Raw genomic sequence first — 15,906 nt, 5'->3', positions numbered from 1 at the left:
CACCCCCAGGAACCACCGAATAGGGCCCTGTCAGTCCCGGCCCGTATTCTCTGTGACCATGCTCGACGACCGCCAGACAGCCGCACCGTGGCCGACCGCCTACCCCCAGGGGTACGCGGTCGTCGACGTGGAGACCACCGGCCTCGCCCGCGACGACCGGATAGTGTCCGCCGCCGTCTACCGGCTGGACGCCCTGGGCAATGTCGAGGACCACTGGTACACGCTGGTGAATCCGGAGCGGGACCCCGGTCCCGTCTGGATCCACGGGCTGACGAGCGACGTGCTGGAAGGCGCGCCGCTCTTTCCCGAGGTGGCCGAGGAGCTGTCGGCGCGGCTCGCGGACCGGGTGCTCGTCGCGCACAACGCGGCGTTCGACTGGTCGATGATCGCCCGGGAGTACGCACGGGCCTCGGTGGTCGCCCCGGTCGAGCAGCGGCTCTGCACGATCGCGCTCGCCAAGGAGCTGCGGCTGCCGCTGCCCAACCACAAGCTGGCCTCGCTCGCCGCGCACTTCGGCGTCGTACAGCAGCACGCCCACCACGCCCTGGACGACGCCCGGGTGCTGGCCGAGGCGTTCCGGCCGAGTCTGCACGCGGCGGCCCGGGGCGGGGTGCGGCTGCCGCTGCTGGAGTGCCGGCCGCTGACCGAGTGGTCGGACTCCCCCGTCGCCCCGCGCGTCGGGTATCAGCCCGCGCGGCAGCCGAACAGCTGGCGGCCCTCGCGGAAGCGGCCGGCCTGCCCGTATCCCAATCCGGGGCGGTACGAGAAGGAGAAGCCGCTCAAGCAGGGGATGCGGGTGGCGTTCTCCGGGGACACCTCGGTCGACCGGGAGCTGCTGGAGGACCGGGCCGTGGAGGCGGGGCTGCATGTGGCGACCAGTGTGTCGCGGCTGACCAGTCTGCTGGTGACCAACGACCCGGACGCGGCGACGTCCAAGACGCAGAAGGCGAAGTCGTTCGGCACGCCGATCCTGGAGGAGAGCGCCTTCACCCATCTGCTGCGCGATGTGGCGCCCGCCGACGGGGCTGTGCTGCCGCGACAGGCGACCCCGCCGCCGGAGTGAACCCGGCGCGACTCGCCCGGCGTCCGCTCGCCCGCCGCCGCCGGGCGTCCCACCCTGTGGCGCATGGCACGTTGTGAGGTTTGCGGAAACGACTACGGCATGTCCTTCGAGGTGCACGCACAAGGTGCGGTGCACGTCTTCGACTGCTTCTCCTGCGCCATCCACCGCATGGCGCCGATCTGCGAGCACTGCCGGGTCCAGGTGATCGGGCAGGGCGTCGAGGTGGACGGGCACTGGTACTGCGGTGCCCACTGCGCCCGCGCCGAGGGAAAGGTGGGCATCGTGGACAAAGTATGACGAGAGCGACCATGGCCGGGCAGTCCCGGCGCCACCCCTGAGTGCCGCACCCCATGACCCCGGTTGTACGGTCATGGGGTGTACCGCTTCCTGTTGACCCGGCAGTGGGTTCTCCTCACCCTCCTCGCTCTCGTCCTGATGCCGACGATGGTCGAGCTGGGTTTCTGGCAGTTCCACCGCCATCAGCACCGGGTCGCGCAGAACGAGCTGATCTCGCGGAACCTGAAGGCCGATCCGCTCCCGGTCACCGATCTCACTTCCCCCGGGCACACCGTCCCGCGCGCCGACTACTGGCGGGCGGTGACCGCGACCGGCACGTTCGACAGCGAGCACGAGGTGGTCGTGCGCCGGCGTACGTCGGAGGACGACAAGATCGGCGTGCATGTGCTGACCCCGCTGGACCTGCGGGACGGGGGCACCGTCCTGGTCAACCGGGGCTGGGTGCCCGCCGCGCCGAACCAGACGTCGTACCCGGACGTGCCGCCCGCCCCCCGCGGCGAAGTGACCGTCACCGGGCGGCTCAAGGCGGACGAGACGACCGGCAGCAGCGGCATCAAGGACCTGGCGGGGCTGCCGGACCGGCAGGTGATGCTGATCAACAGCGAGCAGCAGGCGCATCTGCTCTCCCGCGAGGTCCTCGGCGGGTACATCGAGCAGACCGCCCCGCAGACCGCGGGCGGGCTACCCGAGCAGATCCCTTCGCCCGACGACAGTTCGATCGGCGCGCACATGGCGTACGCCGTCCAGTGGTGGCTGTTCGTCGCCGCCGTCCCGGTCGGCTGGATCATCCTCGTACGGCGGGAGAAGCGGGACCGCGAGGAGGCCGCCGCGAAGGGTGAGCCGGTCGCGGAGGACACCGAGCAGCCCGCCCCCGCGAGCGCCTGAGAGCTCCGGCACACCGAAGGGCTGGTTGACGAGGGTCCTGTTCGGGAACACGCCAGAGCGTGACCCCACGCATCGAGGACTACGCCCTGATCGGCGATCTCCAGACCGCCGCGCTCGTCGGCAGGAACGGTTCGATCGACTGGCTCTGCCTGCCCCGCTTCGACTCCGGCGCCTGCTTCGCCGCCCTGCTGGGCAATGAGGAGAACGGCCACTGGCGTATCGCGCCTGCGGCCACGGACCCGTCGGACACCTGTACCCGGCGCGGCTATGCGGGTGATTCGCTGGTCCTGGAGACGTACTGGGAGACCCGGACCGGCACGGTCAAGGTCATCGACTTCATGCCGCAGCGCGACGAGTCGCCCGATGTGATGCGGATCGTCGAGGGCGTCAGCGGGACCGTCGACATGAGCTCCGTGCTGCGACTGCGGTTCGACTTCGGGTCCGTGGTGCCGTGGGTGCGCCGGTCGCACGGCCACCGGGTCGCGGTCGCGGGCCCCGACTCCGTCTGGCTGCGCAGCGACCCGCCGGTCAAGACGTGGGGCCAGCAGTTCAGCACCTGCTCCTCGTTCACCGTCTCCGAGGGCGAGAGCGTGGCGTTCGTCCTCACCTGGCACCCCTCGCACTCGCCGCGCCCGAAGCTGATCGACCCGCACAAGGCGCTGAAGCACACGCTGCACGACTGGGCGAAGTGGACGGAGCGGTGTACGTACGAGGGGCCGTACCGCGAGGCCGTGCTCCGTTCGCTGATCGTCCTGAAGGCTCTGACGTACGCCCCGACGGGCGGAATCGTGGCGGCCCCGACCACCTCGTTGCCGGAGGAGATCGGGGGCGTACGGAACTGGGACTACCGCTTCTGCTGGCTACGGGACGCCACGCTCACCCTCGGCGCGATGGTCTCGGCCGGCTATCTGGAGGAGGCGGCGGCCTGGCGCGACTGGCTGCTGCGGGCCGTCGCCGGGGATCCGGCGGACCTCCAGATCATGTACGGGCTCGCGGGCGAGCGCCGGCTCCCCGAGATGGAGCTGCCCTGGCTCGCCGGGTACGAGAACTCCCGCCCGGTGCGCACCGGCAACGCGGCCGTCCGCCAGCGTCAGCTCGATGTGTACGGGGAGGTCATCGACGCGCTCCGGCTCGCCAGGGTCGCCGGTCTGGACGACAAGCCGCACGCCTGGAACCTCCAGCTCAGCCTGCTCGGCTTCCTGGAGTCGTCGTGGCGGGAGCCGGACGAGGGGCTGTGGGAGATCCGCGGCGCGCGGCGCCACTTCGTGCACTCCAAGGTGATGGCCTGGGTCGCCGCCGACCGGGCGGTGCGCTCGCTGGAGGAGAACCCCGAGCTGCCCGGTGACGCGGACCGCTGGCGGGCGATGCGGGACGCCGTGCACGCCGAGGTGTGCGAGAAGGGGTACGACCCCGTACGGAACACCTTCACCCAGTCCTACGGGTCCAAAGAGCTGGACGCGGCGACGCTGCTCATCGTGCGGACCGGGTTCCTGCCGCCCGACGACCCCCGGGTGATCGGCACGGTCGACGCGGTCCGCGACGAGTTGGGCAGCGACGGGCTGGTCCGCCGCTACAGCACCGAGGGCGTCTCCGTCGACGGACTGCCCGGCGACGAGGGGGCGTTCCTCGCCTGCTCGTTCTGGCTGGTGGACGCCTTGCAGCGGATCGGCAGGCCCGATGAGGCGCGGGAGCTGTTCGAGCATCTGCTGGAGCTCCGCAGCGATGTGGGGCTGCTGGCCGAGGAGTACGACGTCGCGGCCGGGCGGCAGCTCGGCAACTTCCCCCAGGCGTTCAGCCATATCGGACTGGTGAACTCCGCTGTCGACCTCGCGGGGGACGACCCGGCAGGATAGGGCCATGGATCTTGGACTGAAGGACCGCGTGTACATCGTCACCGGCGCGACCCGGGGCCTCGGCAACGCCACGGCGCGCGCCCTGGCCGCCGACGGCGCGAAGGTGATCATCACCGGACGGGACGAGAAGGGCGCCGAGGAGGCCGCCGCCGAGCTGGGACCGGACGCCGTGGGGCTCGCCGCGGACAACGCCGACCCGAGCGCCGCCCAGCGGCTGGTGGACACGGCCCGGGAGCGGTTCGGGCGGCTCGACGGGGTGCTCATCAGCGTCGGCGGGCCCGCGCCCGGCTTCGTCGCAGACAACACCGACGACCAGTGGCAGACGGCGTTCGAGACGGTGTTCCTCGGAGCGGTCCGGCTCGCCCGGACGGCCGCCGCCGCGCTGGGCGAGGGCGGTGTCATCGGCTTCGTACTCTCCGGATCGGTGCACGAGCCGATCGGCGGACTGACCATCTCCAACGGGCTGCGCCCCGGTCTCGCCGGTTTCGCCAAGTCGCTCGCCGACGAGCTGGGGCCGCGCGGCATCCGGGTCGTCGGGGTGCTGCCCGCCCGGATCGACACCGACCGGGTCCGCGAGCTGGACGCGCTGTCCGGGGACGCCGAGGCGGCCCGTGCGGCCAACGAGGCGCGCATCCCGCTGCGGCGCTACGGGACGCCGGAGGAGTTCGGGAGGACCGCGGCCTTCCTGCTCTCCCCCGCCGCCTCGTATCTGACGGGGATCATGGTGCCGGTCGACGGCGGGTCACGGCGCGGGTTCTGAACCGCTGGTCTCTGTCCCGTACGCCCACGGGCCGCTCCGAACCGCTGCTCTCCGTCCCGTACCCGCCCACGGGCCGTCAGGACACCCGCTCCGCGCGGTGCTTGACGGCCCGCAGCCGTACCTCGGCCGGGAGCTCGTCCAGTCCCGCCGACGCGCGGGCGTGGGCCAGCGCTCCGTCGGCCACCGCGTTCAGCGCCTGCTCGGGGGCGGCGTGCGGCTCCATCAGGAGCCGGATGCGGGCCTGCGGGGCGGTCCGGCGGCCGGTCAGGGCCACCTGGGCGCGGGCCACTCCGTCCACCTCCCCCGCCTCGTCGGCGAGCACGCCCTCCAGCGCCTTGCCCCGCACCTGTGCGCCCTCGCCGTCGCCGCTGTCGACCAGCACGTCGGAGAGGCGGCCGCGCCGGAGCTGGGCCAGGAGCCACCACAGGGCGAGGACGACCAGGACGGCGAGGATCGCGATCACGGTCGGCCACCACCAGCCCACGTCGCGCCAGCGGCCCCGGTCGGCGGCGCTGAGCAGCACGTCGTTCTTGCCGTCCCAGGGCCACCAGGCGGGCACGGAGGCGCCGAGGCCGACGGCGAGCACCCCTCCGCCGACGACGATCAGGACGAGCCCGGCGAGGGCCAGCAGGACCCGGTTGACGGTGGAGCGCATGCCGCTCATCCCTTCTTCGCCGGTCGGTGCACCTGGACGGAGAGACCGGGCGGCTTGGCCAGGCCCAGTTCCCGGACGGCCGTGGTCAGCGTGGTGTTCAGGTCGCCGCGTACGTCGTCGAGTTCCCGGAAGTGCGAGAGGGCGCGCACCTTCGCCTTGCGCCGTCCCATCCGGACCCGGACGGACTGCACCCCGGGCACCCGCACGGCCCGGTCCCGCAGGACGAGTGCGGCGGCGGTGCGGTCGAGTCCGGCGCGTACGGAGGCGCGGTCGCGGCGCATCGGCAGCAGATCGCGCAGCCCGGGGGTGAGGGCGAGCAGGAGCAGCCAGAGGCCGATGGCCGCCGCGACCCCGGCTCCGATGAGCACCGCGACATCGTCGAGCTGACGCTCCGCGAGGCCGTCGGCCAGCGAGCGGCGCCACTGCATGGCCGGGTGCCCGGCGCGTACAGCGGCGATGTCGTAGAGCAGCAGTCCGGCCGCGCCCAGGAGCACCAGGGCCAGCAGGGCGGCCGGGATCCGGCGCGCGGACCAGAAGCGTCCGGCCCGGCCGCCGCCCTGCTCCAGGGTGGGGACCCGGTCGTGGTCGGTGGGCGGGGCGGGGTCGGGCGGCTGCGTGCCGCCGCCGTCCTGGTCCACCGTGGGCATCCGCCGGGTGGAGCCGGCGGGGTCGCCGTGGTCTCCGGGTTCGGTCATCGGATCCTCCCCTGTGCTCCGCTCGTGGCCGGGTGCAGCCGCTCGACCTGGACGGACACTTCGGGCACCTCCATGCCCGCCAGCGCCTTGACCCGCTGGGCGACCCTGCTCCGTACGGCACCGCACTGGCGGCCGATGTCACTGGGGTAGCCGAGCTCCAGGCTGACCCGGACGCGGGCGGCGTCGCTGTGCACGGTGACCGTGGCGCGCGGGGAGGCCCCGTCCGGGGGCGGATCGTCGACGGCTTCCTTCGCCGCCTGGGCGGCGATCTTGGCGACGACCCGGTCGGCGATGCGGGTCTCACCCCGCTCGGCGGCGGCGACCCGCCCGGTCACCGCCGTCACCGTCGCCGGTCGCCGCGCTCGCGACTCCGGAAGAAGTCGCCGGGTTCCAGGTCACCGTCCAGGAAGCGGCCGGCGATGAAGCCGACCGCGCCCAGCGCGGCCACCAGTACGAAGGCTCCGAACCCGCCGAAATACCCGGCGAATCCCAGCGCCATGCCGGCCAGAAGACCGGCCACAGCCATGCTCATCGTCTCTCCTCAACTGCGTTGCGGCGCCGACTGTCGTTCGGCGGGGAACCCGGAACCTACTGGACGCGCTGCTGCGACTCGCCGTCGTCATCGTCGTCGTCCTCGTCGGGCAGCTTGACGTCGCTGACCGCGATGTTGACCTCGACGACTTCGAGGCCGGTCATGCGCTCCACCGCCGCGACGACGTTCTGGCGCACATCGCGGGCCACGTCGGAGATGGCCACGCCGTAGTCGACGACGATCTCCAGGTCGAGGGCGGCCTGGGACTCGCCGACCTCGGCCTTCACCCCGCGGGTGACGGACTTGCCGCCGCCGGGGACCCGGTCGCGGACCGCGCCGAAGGTCCGGGACAGCCCGCTGCCCATGGCGTGGACGCCGACCACATCGCGTGCGGCCATTCCGGCGATCTTCTCGACGACGCCGTCGGCGATGGTGGTGCGGCCGCGGGTGCCGGGGTCGCCTCCGCCGCGCTTGCTCAGGGGGGACTTGCCCGAACCGCTGTCGGGACTGTTGCGCTGGGGTGTCTCAGTCATCGCCGCTCTTCCCTTCGGGGCGGGGTGGGGACTTCCTTCGCCCACGTTAAGTGCGCTTGCCCGGTCCCGCGCCGTGGATACGGCAGGCTGGGGCGATGACGACGGAGCGGAGCCCGCAGAGGGCCGACGGATGGACAGCCGCGGTACGGCAACGCCTGGGCCTCGGCAGACTGCTCCCGCTGGGTGGCGCGGTGGACGGCGCCTGGATCGCGGAGACGGCGGCGGCCTCGGTGTTGCGCGAGGCGGCCGTGGAGGGCGCGGTGCTGGGGACGCTGAGGATCGGGCCGGCCCGGGAGGCCACCGGTGTGGATACGGGGGCGGAGGCGGGTCGTCCGGTGGGAGCGGGAGGCCCGGCGGGTGCGGGCGGTCCGGTGGGGGCTGGGGGGCCGGTGGGGTCGGGCGGTCCGGTGGGTGCGGGAGGTCCGGTAGGGGCGGGGGGTCCGGTGGGTGCACGCGTCGCGGTGGAGGCCGGCCTCGCCCTGCCTCCGGCGCCGCCGAGCGGGCTGCCGCCCGGGCCGCTGAGGATCGAGGCGGAGTTCCGGGCGGCCGGGGACCGCCCGCTGCCCGACTCGGCGGCCGCCCTGCGCGCGGCGCTCGTCACGGCGGCCGCCGCCCGGCTCGGCCTGGAGATCGCGGAGGTGGACCTGCGGGTGACGGCATTGCTCGACGACGCTGCGCCCGATCAGGTGACGGACCCGGCCGACGCACCCTCCCCGTCGGCCCCGGCCCCGGTCGCGAAGGCCGACGGACCTGTGGGAGAGGCGGCCGCGGCGGTCCCCGGTGTCGTCTCGCTGACCCGGGTCCTGGGCGGCGCGGTGCACACCGCCCAGGACCACATCCGGGTCGAGGTGGCGACGGCCGGGGACCACCGGGCCCTCGATGTGGCCCGGTCGGTGCGCACGGCGGTGTCGGCGGCCACGGCGGACCGGCTGCCGGTGTCGGTGCTGGTCACCGACGTGGTCGAGGCGCGTCCGGCCAGACCCGCCGGTCGGTGAGACCCGCCGGTCGGTGGGACCCGCTAGTCGGTGATGCCCGCGAGGTCGCGCAGCCTGCGGCCCTGGGCGGCGCGCTCGGCGGTGCGCTGCTCCTCGTACGTCCGCGAGAGGGCGCCGGACAGCAGGGCCTTGGTCTCCACGACCGCGTCGCGCGGGGCGGAGATCAGCGCGGCGGCCAGGTCGCGGGCCGCCGCGTCGAGCTGGTCGGCGGGGACCACGAGGTTGGCGAGGCCGGTGCGCTCGGCCTCCTCGGCGTGGACGAACCGCCCGGTGGCGCAGATCTCGAGCGCGCGGGCGTACCCCACGAGGTTCACCAGGGGGTGGGTGCCCGTGAGGTCGGGGACAAGGCCGAGGCTGGTCTCGCGCATGGCGAACTGCACGTCCTCGGCGACGATCCGCAGATCGCAGGCGAGGGCGAGCTGGAAGCCGGCGCCGATGGCATGGCCCTGGACCGTCGCGATCGACACGAGGTCGTTGCGGCGCCACCAGGTGAACGCCTCCTGGTACTCGGCGATGGTCGCGTCGAGCTCGGCCTCCGGGCCACGCGCCATGTCGAGGAAGGACGGCTCCCCGTCGAACCCCTCAGGGGTGAACGCCTGCCGGTCGAGGCCCGCGGAGAAGGACTTGCCCTCGCCGCGGAGCACGACGACGCGGACATCGCCGGGCAGCACCCGTCCGGCCTCGGTCAACGCCCGCCACAGAGCGGGAGACTGGGCGTTGCGCTTGGCCGGGTTGGTGAGCGTCACCGTGGCGACCGCGTCTTCGACGGTGAGCCGTACGCCGTCCTTGTCGAGCACAGGGTCGAGCGAGGTCATGGGGCGCCTCCGGATCGGGTGCAGTCAGCACACAGAAAATAAGTGACTGAACAGTAACCACCCGGACGACCTCACGGTCAGCCGGGTGGCCACCCCGAAATCCGATGAGCCCTCACACCTCCGGGGCACTCAGGCCGAAGCGGCCTTCTTGCCTCGTGTGGCTCCGCCGCGTCCCCGCAGCGTCACTCCGGACTCACTGAGCATCCGGTGGACGAACCCGTAGGAGCGGCCGGTTTCCTCGGCCAGCGCCCTGATGCTCGCACCGGAGTCGTACTTCTTCTTCAGGTCTGCCGCGAGCTTGTCACGCGCGGCGCCGGTCACCCGGCTGCCCTTCTTCAGAGTCTCGGCCACCCGTGCCTCCTCTATGGGAAGTGCGCTCTGGACTCTCATGATCACCCCTCCCGCGCTTCCTGGCCACCCATTCGGCAAGGTCGGTGCGACCGGATTCCGGACCGGAGAGCGCCCTGACACGATCGGAATCCCGTATTCCGGCGGGCCATGGGGGCATACGGGCCCTGCCGACGATAGAACCGGCAGGTCAGAGCCGTACGGGGAGCAACGGCCCGGAAAGGGCCGCGCGGCGGGTGAGCTCCGGGCGCACCACCGGGGTACGAGACGTCCTCACGCAGATGGTGGATCACGCGTAGGCCGAATGATCTATCCGGAGGGGGCCGGGGCCCCCTGAGGAGAGGATCAGGCGAGGGCGACGAGGTCCCGGTAGTCGGCACCCCAGAGGTCCTCGACGCCGTCCGGGAGCAGGATGATCCGCTCCGGCTGGAGCGCCTCGACGGCGCCCTCGTCGTGGGTGACGAGGACGACGGCGCCCTTGTAGGTGCGCAGCGCGCCGAGGATCTCCTCGCGGCTGGCCGGGTCGAGGTTGTTCGTCGGCTCGTCGAGCAGGAGCACGTTGGCGGAGGAGACGACCAGGGTCGCCAGCGCCAGCCGGGTCTTCTCGCCACCGGAGAGCACCCCGGCCGGCTTGTCGACGTCGTCGCCGGAGAAGAGGAACGAGCCGAGCGTCTTGCGGACCGCGACGAGGTCGAGGTCGGGCGCGGCGGAGCGCATGTTCTCCAGGACCGTGCGGTCCGGGTCGAGGGTCTCGTGCTCCTGGGCGTAGTAGCCGAGCTTGAGGCCGTGGCCCTCGATGATCTGGCCGGTGTCGGGCTTCTCGGCGCCGCCGAGCAGGCGCAGCAGCGTGGTCTTGCCGGCGCCGTTGAGGCCGAGGATGACGACGCGGGAACCCTTGTCGATGGCCAGGTCGACGTCGGTGAAGATCTCCAGCGACCCGTACGACTTGGAGAGGCCCTCCGCCATCAGCGGGGTCTTGCCGCAGGGCGAGGGGTCGGGGAAGCGCAGCTTGGCGACCTTGTCGGAGACCCGTACGGCCTCCAGGCCCGAGAGGAGGCGGTCGGCGCGCTTGGCCATGTTCTGGGCGGCGACGGTCTTGGTGGCCTTCGCGCGCATCTTGTCGGCCTGCGCGTTGAGGGTCGCGGCCTTCTTCTCGGCGTTCTGGCGCTCACGCTTGCGGCGCTTCTCGTCGGCCTCGCGCTGCTGCTGGTAGAGCTTCCAGCCCATGTTGTAGACGTCGATCTGCGAGCGGTTGGCGTCCAGGTAGAAGACCTTGTTGACCACGGTCTCGACGAGCTCGACGTCGTGGGAGATCACGACGAAGCCGCCGCGGTAGTTCTTCAGGTAGTCGCGCAGCCAGACGATCGAGTCCGCGTCGAGGTGGTTGGTGGGCTCGTCGAGGAGCAGGGTGTCGGCGTCCGAGAAGAGGATCCGGGCCAGCTCGACGCGGCGGCGCTGACCACCGGAAAGCGTGTGCAGGGGCTGGCCGAGCACCCGGTCGGGCAGGCTGAGCGCGGCGGCGATCGTGGCGGCCTCGGCCTCGGCGGCGTACCCGCCCTTGGTGAGGAACTCCGTCTCCAGGCGCTCGTACTTCTTCATCGCCTTCTCACGGGTGGCGCCCTTGCCGTTCGCCATCCGCTCCTCGTTCTCGCGCATCCTGCGCAGGATCTCGTCGAGGCCGCGGGCGGAGAGGATGCGGTCGCGGGCGAGGATCTCCAGGTCGCCGGTGCGCGGGTCCTGCGGGAGGTAGCCGACCTCGCCGGAGCGGGTGATGGTGCCGCCCGCGGGGGTGCCCTCGCCCGCGAGGCACTTGGTGAGGGTGGTCTTGCCCGCGCCGTTGCGGCCGACCAGGCCGATGCGGTCGCCCTTGGCGATACGGAAGGAGGCGGACTCGATGAGGATGCGGGCGCCGGCGCGCAGCTCGACGCCGGAGGCGGTGATCACGGAAAAACTCCAGGGCAGGATGGACGGCGGAGGGACGAGGGCGGAGGTCTCTCGACGCCGCTAATGCGCAAGGAGAATGGCCATAGGCCCCATTCTACTGGCGGTGTGCAACTGCTTTTCCGCGTGCCCGCCGGGGGTAACCGTCCGATACTCGGCGCAGGGTGCCACCCCGGCCCCAGCCCGAACCGACGGAGGTGCGCCCGTGCAGTTCGACGACGACGCTGATCTGGACACATCCGAGGTCCAGGATGTGCGCGGCAGCCGGATCCCGGGCGGGCGGGCCACCGTGGGCGGCGGCATCGTCGGGGTGATCGCCCTGATCCTCGGGCTGCTGTTCGGCGTCGGCCCCGATCAGCTCGGCCTCTCGTCCGGCGACACCGAGCCCGGGCCGGTCTCCTCGTCGGCGGCGCAGGTGCAGGAGAGCTGCCTGAAGGGCCAGGACGCCAACAGCCGCGACGACTGCCGGGCGGTGGCGGTGGTCAACAGCGTGCAGGACTTCTGGCGCCAGGAGTTCGAGCGGCGGCGCGGGAGTTACGGGGCAGCCCCGACGGTCCTGTTCAGCGAGCGGGTCGGTACGGCCTGCGGGGCGGCGACCTCGGCGGTGGGGCCGTTCTACTGCCCCGGTGACCGGAAGGTCTATCTGGACCTGGGCTTCTTCGACGAGCTGCGGACGAAGTTCGGCTCCAGCGGCGGGCCGTTCGCCCAGGCGTATGTGATCGCGCACGAGTACGGCCACCACGTGCAGAACCAGACGGGCACGCTGAGCCGGTCGCAGGACGGGCGGCAGGGGGCGGACAGCAACGCGGTGAGGGTGGAGCTGCAGGCCGACTGCTACGCCGGGGTCTGGGCGCACCACGCGACGACGACGCCGGACGAGTCGACGGGCCGGCCGCTGGTCACGGAGCTGACCCGGGCGGACATCCGGGACGGTCTGGACGCGGCGGCGGCGGTCGGGGACGACCGGATCCAGGAGCGGTTCCAGGGTCGGGTGACCCCGGAGTCCTGGACGCACGGCTCGTCCGCGCAGCGTCAGCAGTGGTTCTCCACCGGATTCAGCAGCGGCGACATGGGGCGGTGCGACACCTTCGCCTGAGCCGCACGCCTGCTGACCGGCGCGAAACCCTTTCGGGAGGGCGTGGTCAGTGGCGGGTGGAAGACTGAGACGCAGATCACATCAGACGGTACCGGGATCGGGAGAGGTGAGTGCGATGGCAGGTGTGACGAAGGGTGTCCCGACGATCTACCCGACGGTCCTCTACGACGACGCGAAGGCCGCGATCAGGACGCTGACGGAGGGCCTCGGCTTCACCGAGGAGGCGGTCTACGAGGGCGAGAACGGCAGCGTGGTGCACGCCGAGCTGTCCTGCGGCAACGGCAGGGTGATGCTCGGCTCCAAGGGCGGGGACGGCGCGTTCGCCCGGGCGATGGCGGGGGCGGGCCCGGCGGGTGTGTACGTGGTGGTGGACGAGGTGGACGAGCACTTCGCCCGGGCCCGGGATTTCGGGGTGGAGATCCTGATGGAGCCCACGGACCAGGACTACGGCTCGCGGGACTACATGGCGCGGGACGCGGAGGGCAACGTGTGGAGCTTCGGGACGTACGCGCCGGGGTCCGCCGGCTGAGCGGCGGCCCCGGCGGCGTGGGGCTCAGGCTCCGCCGGTGTGGACCTGGAAGGCGGCGCGGCGGACCGCCTTGGCCAGGGCCGGGTCCGGGTGGGCGGCGGCGAGGGCGACCAGGACCTGGACCGTGCGCGGGTGGCCGACGGCTCTGACCTCGTCGAGGAGGGCCGGGACCGTGCCCTGGACGGCGGAGTCGAGGTGGCGCACCAGCAGGCCGGTCTCGCCGTGGTCGGCGACGGCGGCCGCGGTGTCGACCCAGAGCCAGGTGGCCTCCTCACGGCTGAGGATCTCCTGCGCGTCGTCCGGGTCGGCCCCCTCGTACTCGGCGAGCCAGAGCAGCGCGTAGGGCCGCAGCGACGGGTGGGCGACCACGGCGCGGACCTCGGGCTCGGCGGGGGCGCCGACGACGCGGAGCGCCTCGAAGGCCAGGCCCCGCAGCAGCGCGTCCTGGCCCCGGGCGACGGCGAGCAGTTCGGCGACGGCACTGCCGACCGTACGGGCGGCGAGCCAGGCCCGGTATTCGGCGCGGGCCGGGCCGGGGCTGAGCCGGGCGCAGCCGAGGAGCATGTCGGCGGCGGACTGCTCGATGTTCCCGGCCGGGCTCTGGGCGGCGACGCAGATCTGTTCCAGCTTGACCCAGACCGCCCAGTTGCCGAGCGGGGTGAGGGTGGCGTGGCCTTTGCCGAGGGTGAGGGCGCCGACGGCGGCGAGGCCCTCCAGGGCCCAGTCGAGCAGCAGGGCGTCGAGGTCGGCGCTGCGGTGCGGGGCGGGCGCGGGGCGGGCGGTGGTGGTGGGAGCGCTCTCGGCGGCCGGGCGGCCGGCCCCGTACGGCACTTCGCAGCGCTCCTCCTGGAGCTCGGCGATGCGCTGGGCGAGGAGGTCCAGGAGGGCGGGTACGGCGACGGGGCCCGCGGAGAGCTGGAGGAGGGAGAGCACCTGGGGCACGGCCTCGACGGCTTCGGCGACCGCTCCGGCCTCGATGCCCTCGGGTGCGGCGTGGACGAGCGACCAGGCGTCGAAGAGCGCGACCCAGCCGCGCAGTACGGCGGAGTCGTCCCGGTCCCAGGCGCGCAGCCGCCAGCCGGGGCGGGCGGTGTCGCCGTGCAGCTCGATCAGGCCGGCCAGCCGGGCCCGGTCCCAGCCCGCACGGACCTGTGCCGGGGAGAGTTCCAGGGCCGTCGCGGCCCGTTCGAGGGCCTGGGTGGCGAGGGGTGCGGCGCTGCCGGGGGCGGCGGCGCCGGCGGCCCAGTGGGCGATGCGTACGGCGTCGGCGAGGACCGCCCTGGCCTGGCGGGCCAGTTCGGTGCGGGGCGGGGTGCCCTCGGGGGGCCGTGGAGCCGGCCTGGTGCGCCGGGTGGACACCGCCCTGCGGGCGGTGGCGAGGGGTCGCGGGCGGACAAGTCGCAGCCTGGAGTCGCGCGGGGTACGGGACGTCACAGGAGCAGTCTTGCCTCTGACGGCCGGAAAGCCCAAACGGAAGGCGTTTCCCCGGTCCCCGCCCGGTTACCGGTGGTGCGGTGACCAAAGGGACCGATCCCCGCATCACCTCACATCAGGGGCGTGAGGAAGCGCCGGAGCGTCTCCTCGTAGCGGCCGGGATCCGCGTTCCACATCGACGCATGCGGAGCCTGCGGTACGGAGTGGAGGCTGACCAGGTCCGGACGGCGGGCGGCGAGCACCCGCGACGGGCCCCAGGGGGCGATCGTGTCGTCCGGGCCGTGCACGATCAGCGTGGGGGCGGGCAGCGCGTCGGCCAGGGAGGCGTCCAGGAGCGGGGCCGAGGTCATGCCGGTCCGGCCCTGGGCGGCGCGGACGGCCAGCGGCAGCAGGGCGGCGGGGACGCCCCGGGCGGCGGCCAGGGCGCGCAGGGTGGTCGGCCAGTCCAGGACCGGGGAGTCCAGGACGAGGCCGCCGACGCGCTCGCGCAGCGGGGAGTTGACGGCGGCGTGCAGGGCCATGGAGGCGCCGGTGGACCAGCCGTACAGGATCACGTTGCGGGCGCCGTAGCGGACGGCGAAGCGCATCGCGGCGTCCAGGTCGCGCCACTCGGAGGCGCCGAGGTGGCCGAGGCCGTCGGCGGGGCGCGGGGCTCCGGCGTCGCCCCGGAAGGCGAGGTCCAGCACGGGGAGGTGCTGTTCGCTCAGGAAGCCCATCAGGTTCATGGGGTGCGCGCGGGTGGTGCCGAGGCCGTGCGCGGTGATGACCCAGGTGTCGCGGTCGCCGGGGACCCACCAGGCGGGCAGTCCGCCGAGTTCGCCGGGGATCTCGACCTCCCGGTACTCCAGGCCGAGGGCGGCGCCCGGGTCTCCCCGGTACACCTCGGGGGTGAGGCGGACCTTGTCGCCCGGCTCCAGGATGCCGTGGGTGACCCGCTCCAGGGTGCGGACGACGGTGTCGGCGGTGGACTCGGCGCCCTCGACGACGGGGCCGACCACGGCGTGGACGCCGGGGCCCTCGATCCCGTACGTACCGGGGCGCAGCGCCGTGAGGGAGCGGGTCAGGGTGACCTGTCGGATCCCCGTGGCGTGCACGGTGAGTCTGCGGTCGGTGGGCAGGGGTCGGCCGGGCGCCGCCTTGAGGGCGGCGTCGCTGGCGTACCGGCCGGCCGCGACCGCTGCCGCACCGGCGCCGAGGATCGTGGTGACGGCCGTTGCCGTCGCAGTTGCCGGGCGCACCGCTTCAGTGTCGTGGGAGGGGCGGCGCGGTGCCAGTGGGCGGGGGCCGTCCGGTGTGTCGCGGACGGGCGGCGCGGACGGGCGGCGTAGGCGGGCGGGCGGTGCGGGCGGGCAGCGCGGACGGGCAGCGCGGGCGGGCGGTGCGGGCGGGCGGCGCGGGCGCTGTCACTAAAACACATCAGATGCTTCCGACGAAAGGTAGGGTGTAGATATCGCTGGTCGCCGTAACATTAAAAC

At 73.1% G+C, this 15,906-nt stretch carries 18 protein-coding genes; 8 read left to right on the top strand and 10 right to left on the bottom strand.

Annotated elements, in window-relative coordinates:
• The first annotated feature begins 52 nt into the window (after positions 1–52).
• The 5 genes from ACFWRT_RS34720 (at position 53) to ACFWRT_RS34700 (ending at position 4,858) form a co-directional block, all read left to right on the top strand.
• A complete protein-coding gene (locus tag ACFWRT_RS34720) occupies positions 53–1,063 on the top strand; it encodes a DEDDh family exonuclease (protein WP_380954898.1) in 1,011 nt (336 codons plus the stop codon).
• A gap of 63 nt (positions 1,064–1,126) precedes the next feature.
• Positions 1,127–1,360, top strand: a complete 234-nt coding sequence (locus ACFWRT_RS34715; RefSeq protein WP_380954896.1) for a hypothetical protein — start codon at positions 1,127–1,129, stop codon at positions 1,358–1,360.
• Positions 1,361–1,438: 78 nt separating this feature from the next.
• Positions 1,439–2,245, top strand: a complete 807-nt coding sequence (locus tag ACFWRT_RS34710) for an SURF1 family cytochrome oxidase biogenesis protein (RefSeq protein WP_380954895.1) — start codon at positions 1,439–1,441, stop codon at positions 2,243–2,245.
• 59 nt (positions 2,246–2,304) lie between these two features.
• Positions 2,305–4,098 carry a glycoside hydrolase family 15 protein gene (locus ACFWRT_RS34705; protein WP_380954894.1) on the top strand — a complete coding sequence of 598 codons (1,794 nt, stop codon included), beginning with the start codon at positions 2,305–2,307 and terminating at the stop codon, positions 4,096–4,098.
• A 4-nt stretch (positions 4,099–4,102) separates the two neighbouring features.
• Complete coding sequence (locus ACFWRT_RS34700; protein ID WP_380954892.1) at positions 4,103–4,858, top strand: SDR family oxidoreductase; 756 nt, start codon at positions 4,103–4,105, stop codon at positions 4,856–4,858.
• Positions 4,859–4,934: 76 nt separating this feature from the next.
• Here the strand turns inward: ACFWRT_RS34700 and amaP are convergent, their stop codons facing one another.
• Genes amaP through ACFWRT_RS34675 form a run of 5 tightly spaced genes read right to left on the bottom strand, consistent with a single transcriptional unit; the run spans position 4,935 to position 7,273 of the window.
• The gene (gene amaP / locus ACFWRT_RS34695; RefSeq protein ID WP_381121409.1) at positions 4,935–5,513 is read right to left on the bottom strand and encodes an alkaline shock response membrane anchor protein AmaP; all 579 of its coding nucleotides are present in this window, start codon (positions 5,511–5,513) and stop codon (positions 4,935–4,937) included.
• Between the two features lie 5 nt (positions 5,514–5,518).
• Complete coding sequence (locus ACFWRT_RS34690) at positions 5,519–6,208, bottom strand: DUF6286 domain-containing protein (RefSeq protein ID WP_380954889.1); 690 nt, start codon at positions 6,206–6,208, stop codon at positions 5,519–5,521.
• Complete coding sequence (locus ACFWRT_RS34685; protein ID WP_380954887.1) at positions 6,205–6,552, bottom strand: Asp23/Gls24 family envelope stress response protein; 348 nt, start codon at positions 6,550–6,552, stop codon at positions 6,205–6,207. The genes ACFWRT_RS34690 and ACFWRT_RS34685 overlap by 4 nt, the downstream gene beginning before the upstream one ends.
• On the bottom strand, positions 6,549–6,740 hold the full coding sequence (locus ACFWRT_RS34680) for a hypothetical protein (protein ID WP_012381448.1): 192 nt from the start codon (positions 6,738–6,740) through the stop codon (positions 6,549–6,551). The genes ACFWRT_RS34685 and ACFWRT_RS34680 overlap by 4 nt, the downstream gene beginning before the upstream one ends.
• Positions 6,741–6,796: 56 nt before the next feature.
• Complete coding sequence (locus tag ACFWRT_RS34675) at positions 6,797–7,273, bottom strand: Asp23/Gls24 family envelope stress response protein (RefSeq protein WP_380954886.1); 477 nt, start codon at positions 7,271–7,273, stop codon at positions 6,797–6,799.
• 95 nt (positions 7,274–7,368) lie between these two features.
• Here ACFWRT_RS34675 and ACFWRT_RS34670 point away from each other — a divergent pair, with 95 nt between their 5' ends.
• Entirely contained in the window at positions 7,369–8,268 is a 900-nt protein-coding gene (locus ACFWRT_RS34670) for a hypothetical protein (protein WP_380954884.1), read from the top strand.
• Between the two features lie 23 nt (positions 8,269–8,291).
• Here ACFWRT_RS34670 and ACFWRT_RS34665 read toward each other — a convergent pair whose 3' ends face one another.
• The 3 genes from ACFWRT_RS34665 to ACFWRT_RS34655 form a co-directional block, all read right to left on the bottom strand.
• Positions 8,292–9,083, bottom strand: coding sequence for an enoyl-CoA hydratase/isomerase family protein (locus ACFWRT_RS34665; protein WP_380954883.1), 792 nt, complete (start codon positions 9,081–9,083; stop codon positions 8,292–8,294).
• Between the two features lie 129 nt (positions 9,084–9,212).
• Positions 9,213–9,434: a helix-turn-helix domain-containing protein gene (locus tag ACFWRT_RS34660; RefSeq protein WP_006123601.1), complete on the bottom strand. Its 222-nt coding sequence runs from the start codon at positions 9,432–9,434 to the stop codon at positions 9,213–9,215.
• A gap of 342 nt (positions 9,435–9,776) precedes the next feature.
• The gene (locus ACFWRT_RS34655; protein WP_380954882.1) at positions 9,777–11,375 is read right to left on the bottom strand and encodes an ABC-F family ATP-binding cassette domain-containing protein; all 1,599 of its coding nucleotides are present in this window, start codon (positions 11,373–11,375) and stop codon (positions 9,777–9,779) included.
• Between the two features lie 202 nt (positions 11,376–11,577).
• On the opposite strand from ACFWRT_RS34655, the gene ypfJ reads away from it, so the two are divergent.
• Both ypfJ and ACFWRT_RS34645 read left to right on the top strand, forming a co-directional pair.
• A complete protein-coding gene (ypfJ, locus tag ACFWRT_RS34650) occupies positions 11,578–12,468 on the top strand; it encodes a KPN_02809 family neutral zinc metallopeptidase (protein WP_380954881.1) in 891 nt (296 codons plus the stop codon).
• Positions 12,469–12,583: 115 nt separating this feature from the next.
• Positions 12,584–12,997, top strand: coding sequence for a VOC family protein (locus ACFWRT_RS34645; RefSeq protein WP_380954880.1), 414 nt, complete (start codon positions 12,584–12,586; stop codon positions 12,995–12,997).
• Positions 12,998–13,021: 24 nt separating this feature from the next.
• Here ACFWRT_RS34645 and ACFWRT_RS34640 read toward each other — a convergent pair whose 3' ends face one another.
• Together ACFWRT_RS34640 and ACFWRT_RS34635 are read right to left on the bottom strand one after the other, a co-directional pair.
• A complete protein-coding gene (locus tag ACFWRT_RS34640) occupies positions 13,022–14,356 on the bottom strand; it encodes a hypothetical protein (RefSeq protein WP_380954948.1) in 1,335 nt (444 codons plus the stop codon).
• A 185-nt stretch (positions 14,357–14,541) separates the two neighbouring features.
• Entirely contained in the window at positions 14,542–15,669 is a 1,128-nt protein-coding gene (locus ACFWRT_RS34635; RefSeq protein WP_380954878.1) for an alpha/beta hydrolase, read from the bottom strand.
• Positions 15,670–15,906: the final 237 nt, after the last annotated feature.

It is taken from the genome of Streptomyces cyaneofuscatus (assembly GCF_042718795.1).
Taxonomy (GTDB): Bacteria; Actinomycetota; Actinomycetes; order Streptomycetales; family Streptomycetaceae; genus Streptomyces; species Streptomyces cyaneofuscatus_A.
The sequence above is the reverse complement of the archived record's forward strand: the minus strand, read 5'-3'. Positions and strand labels throughout refer to the sequence as shown.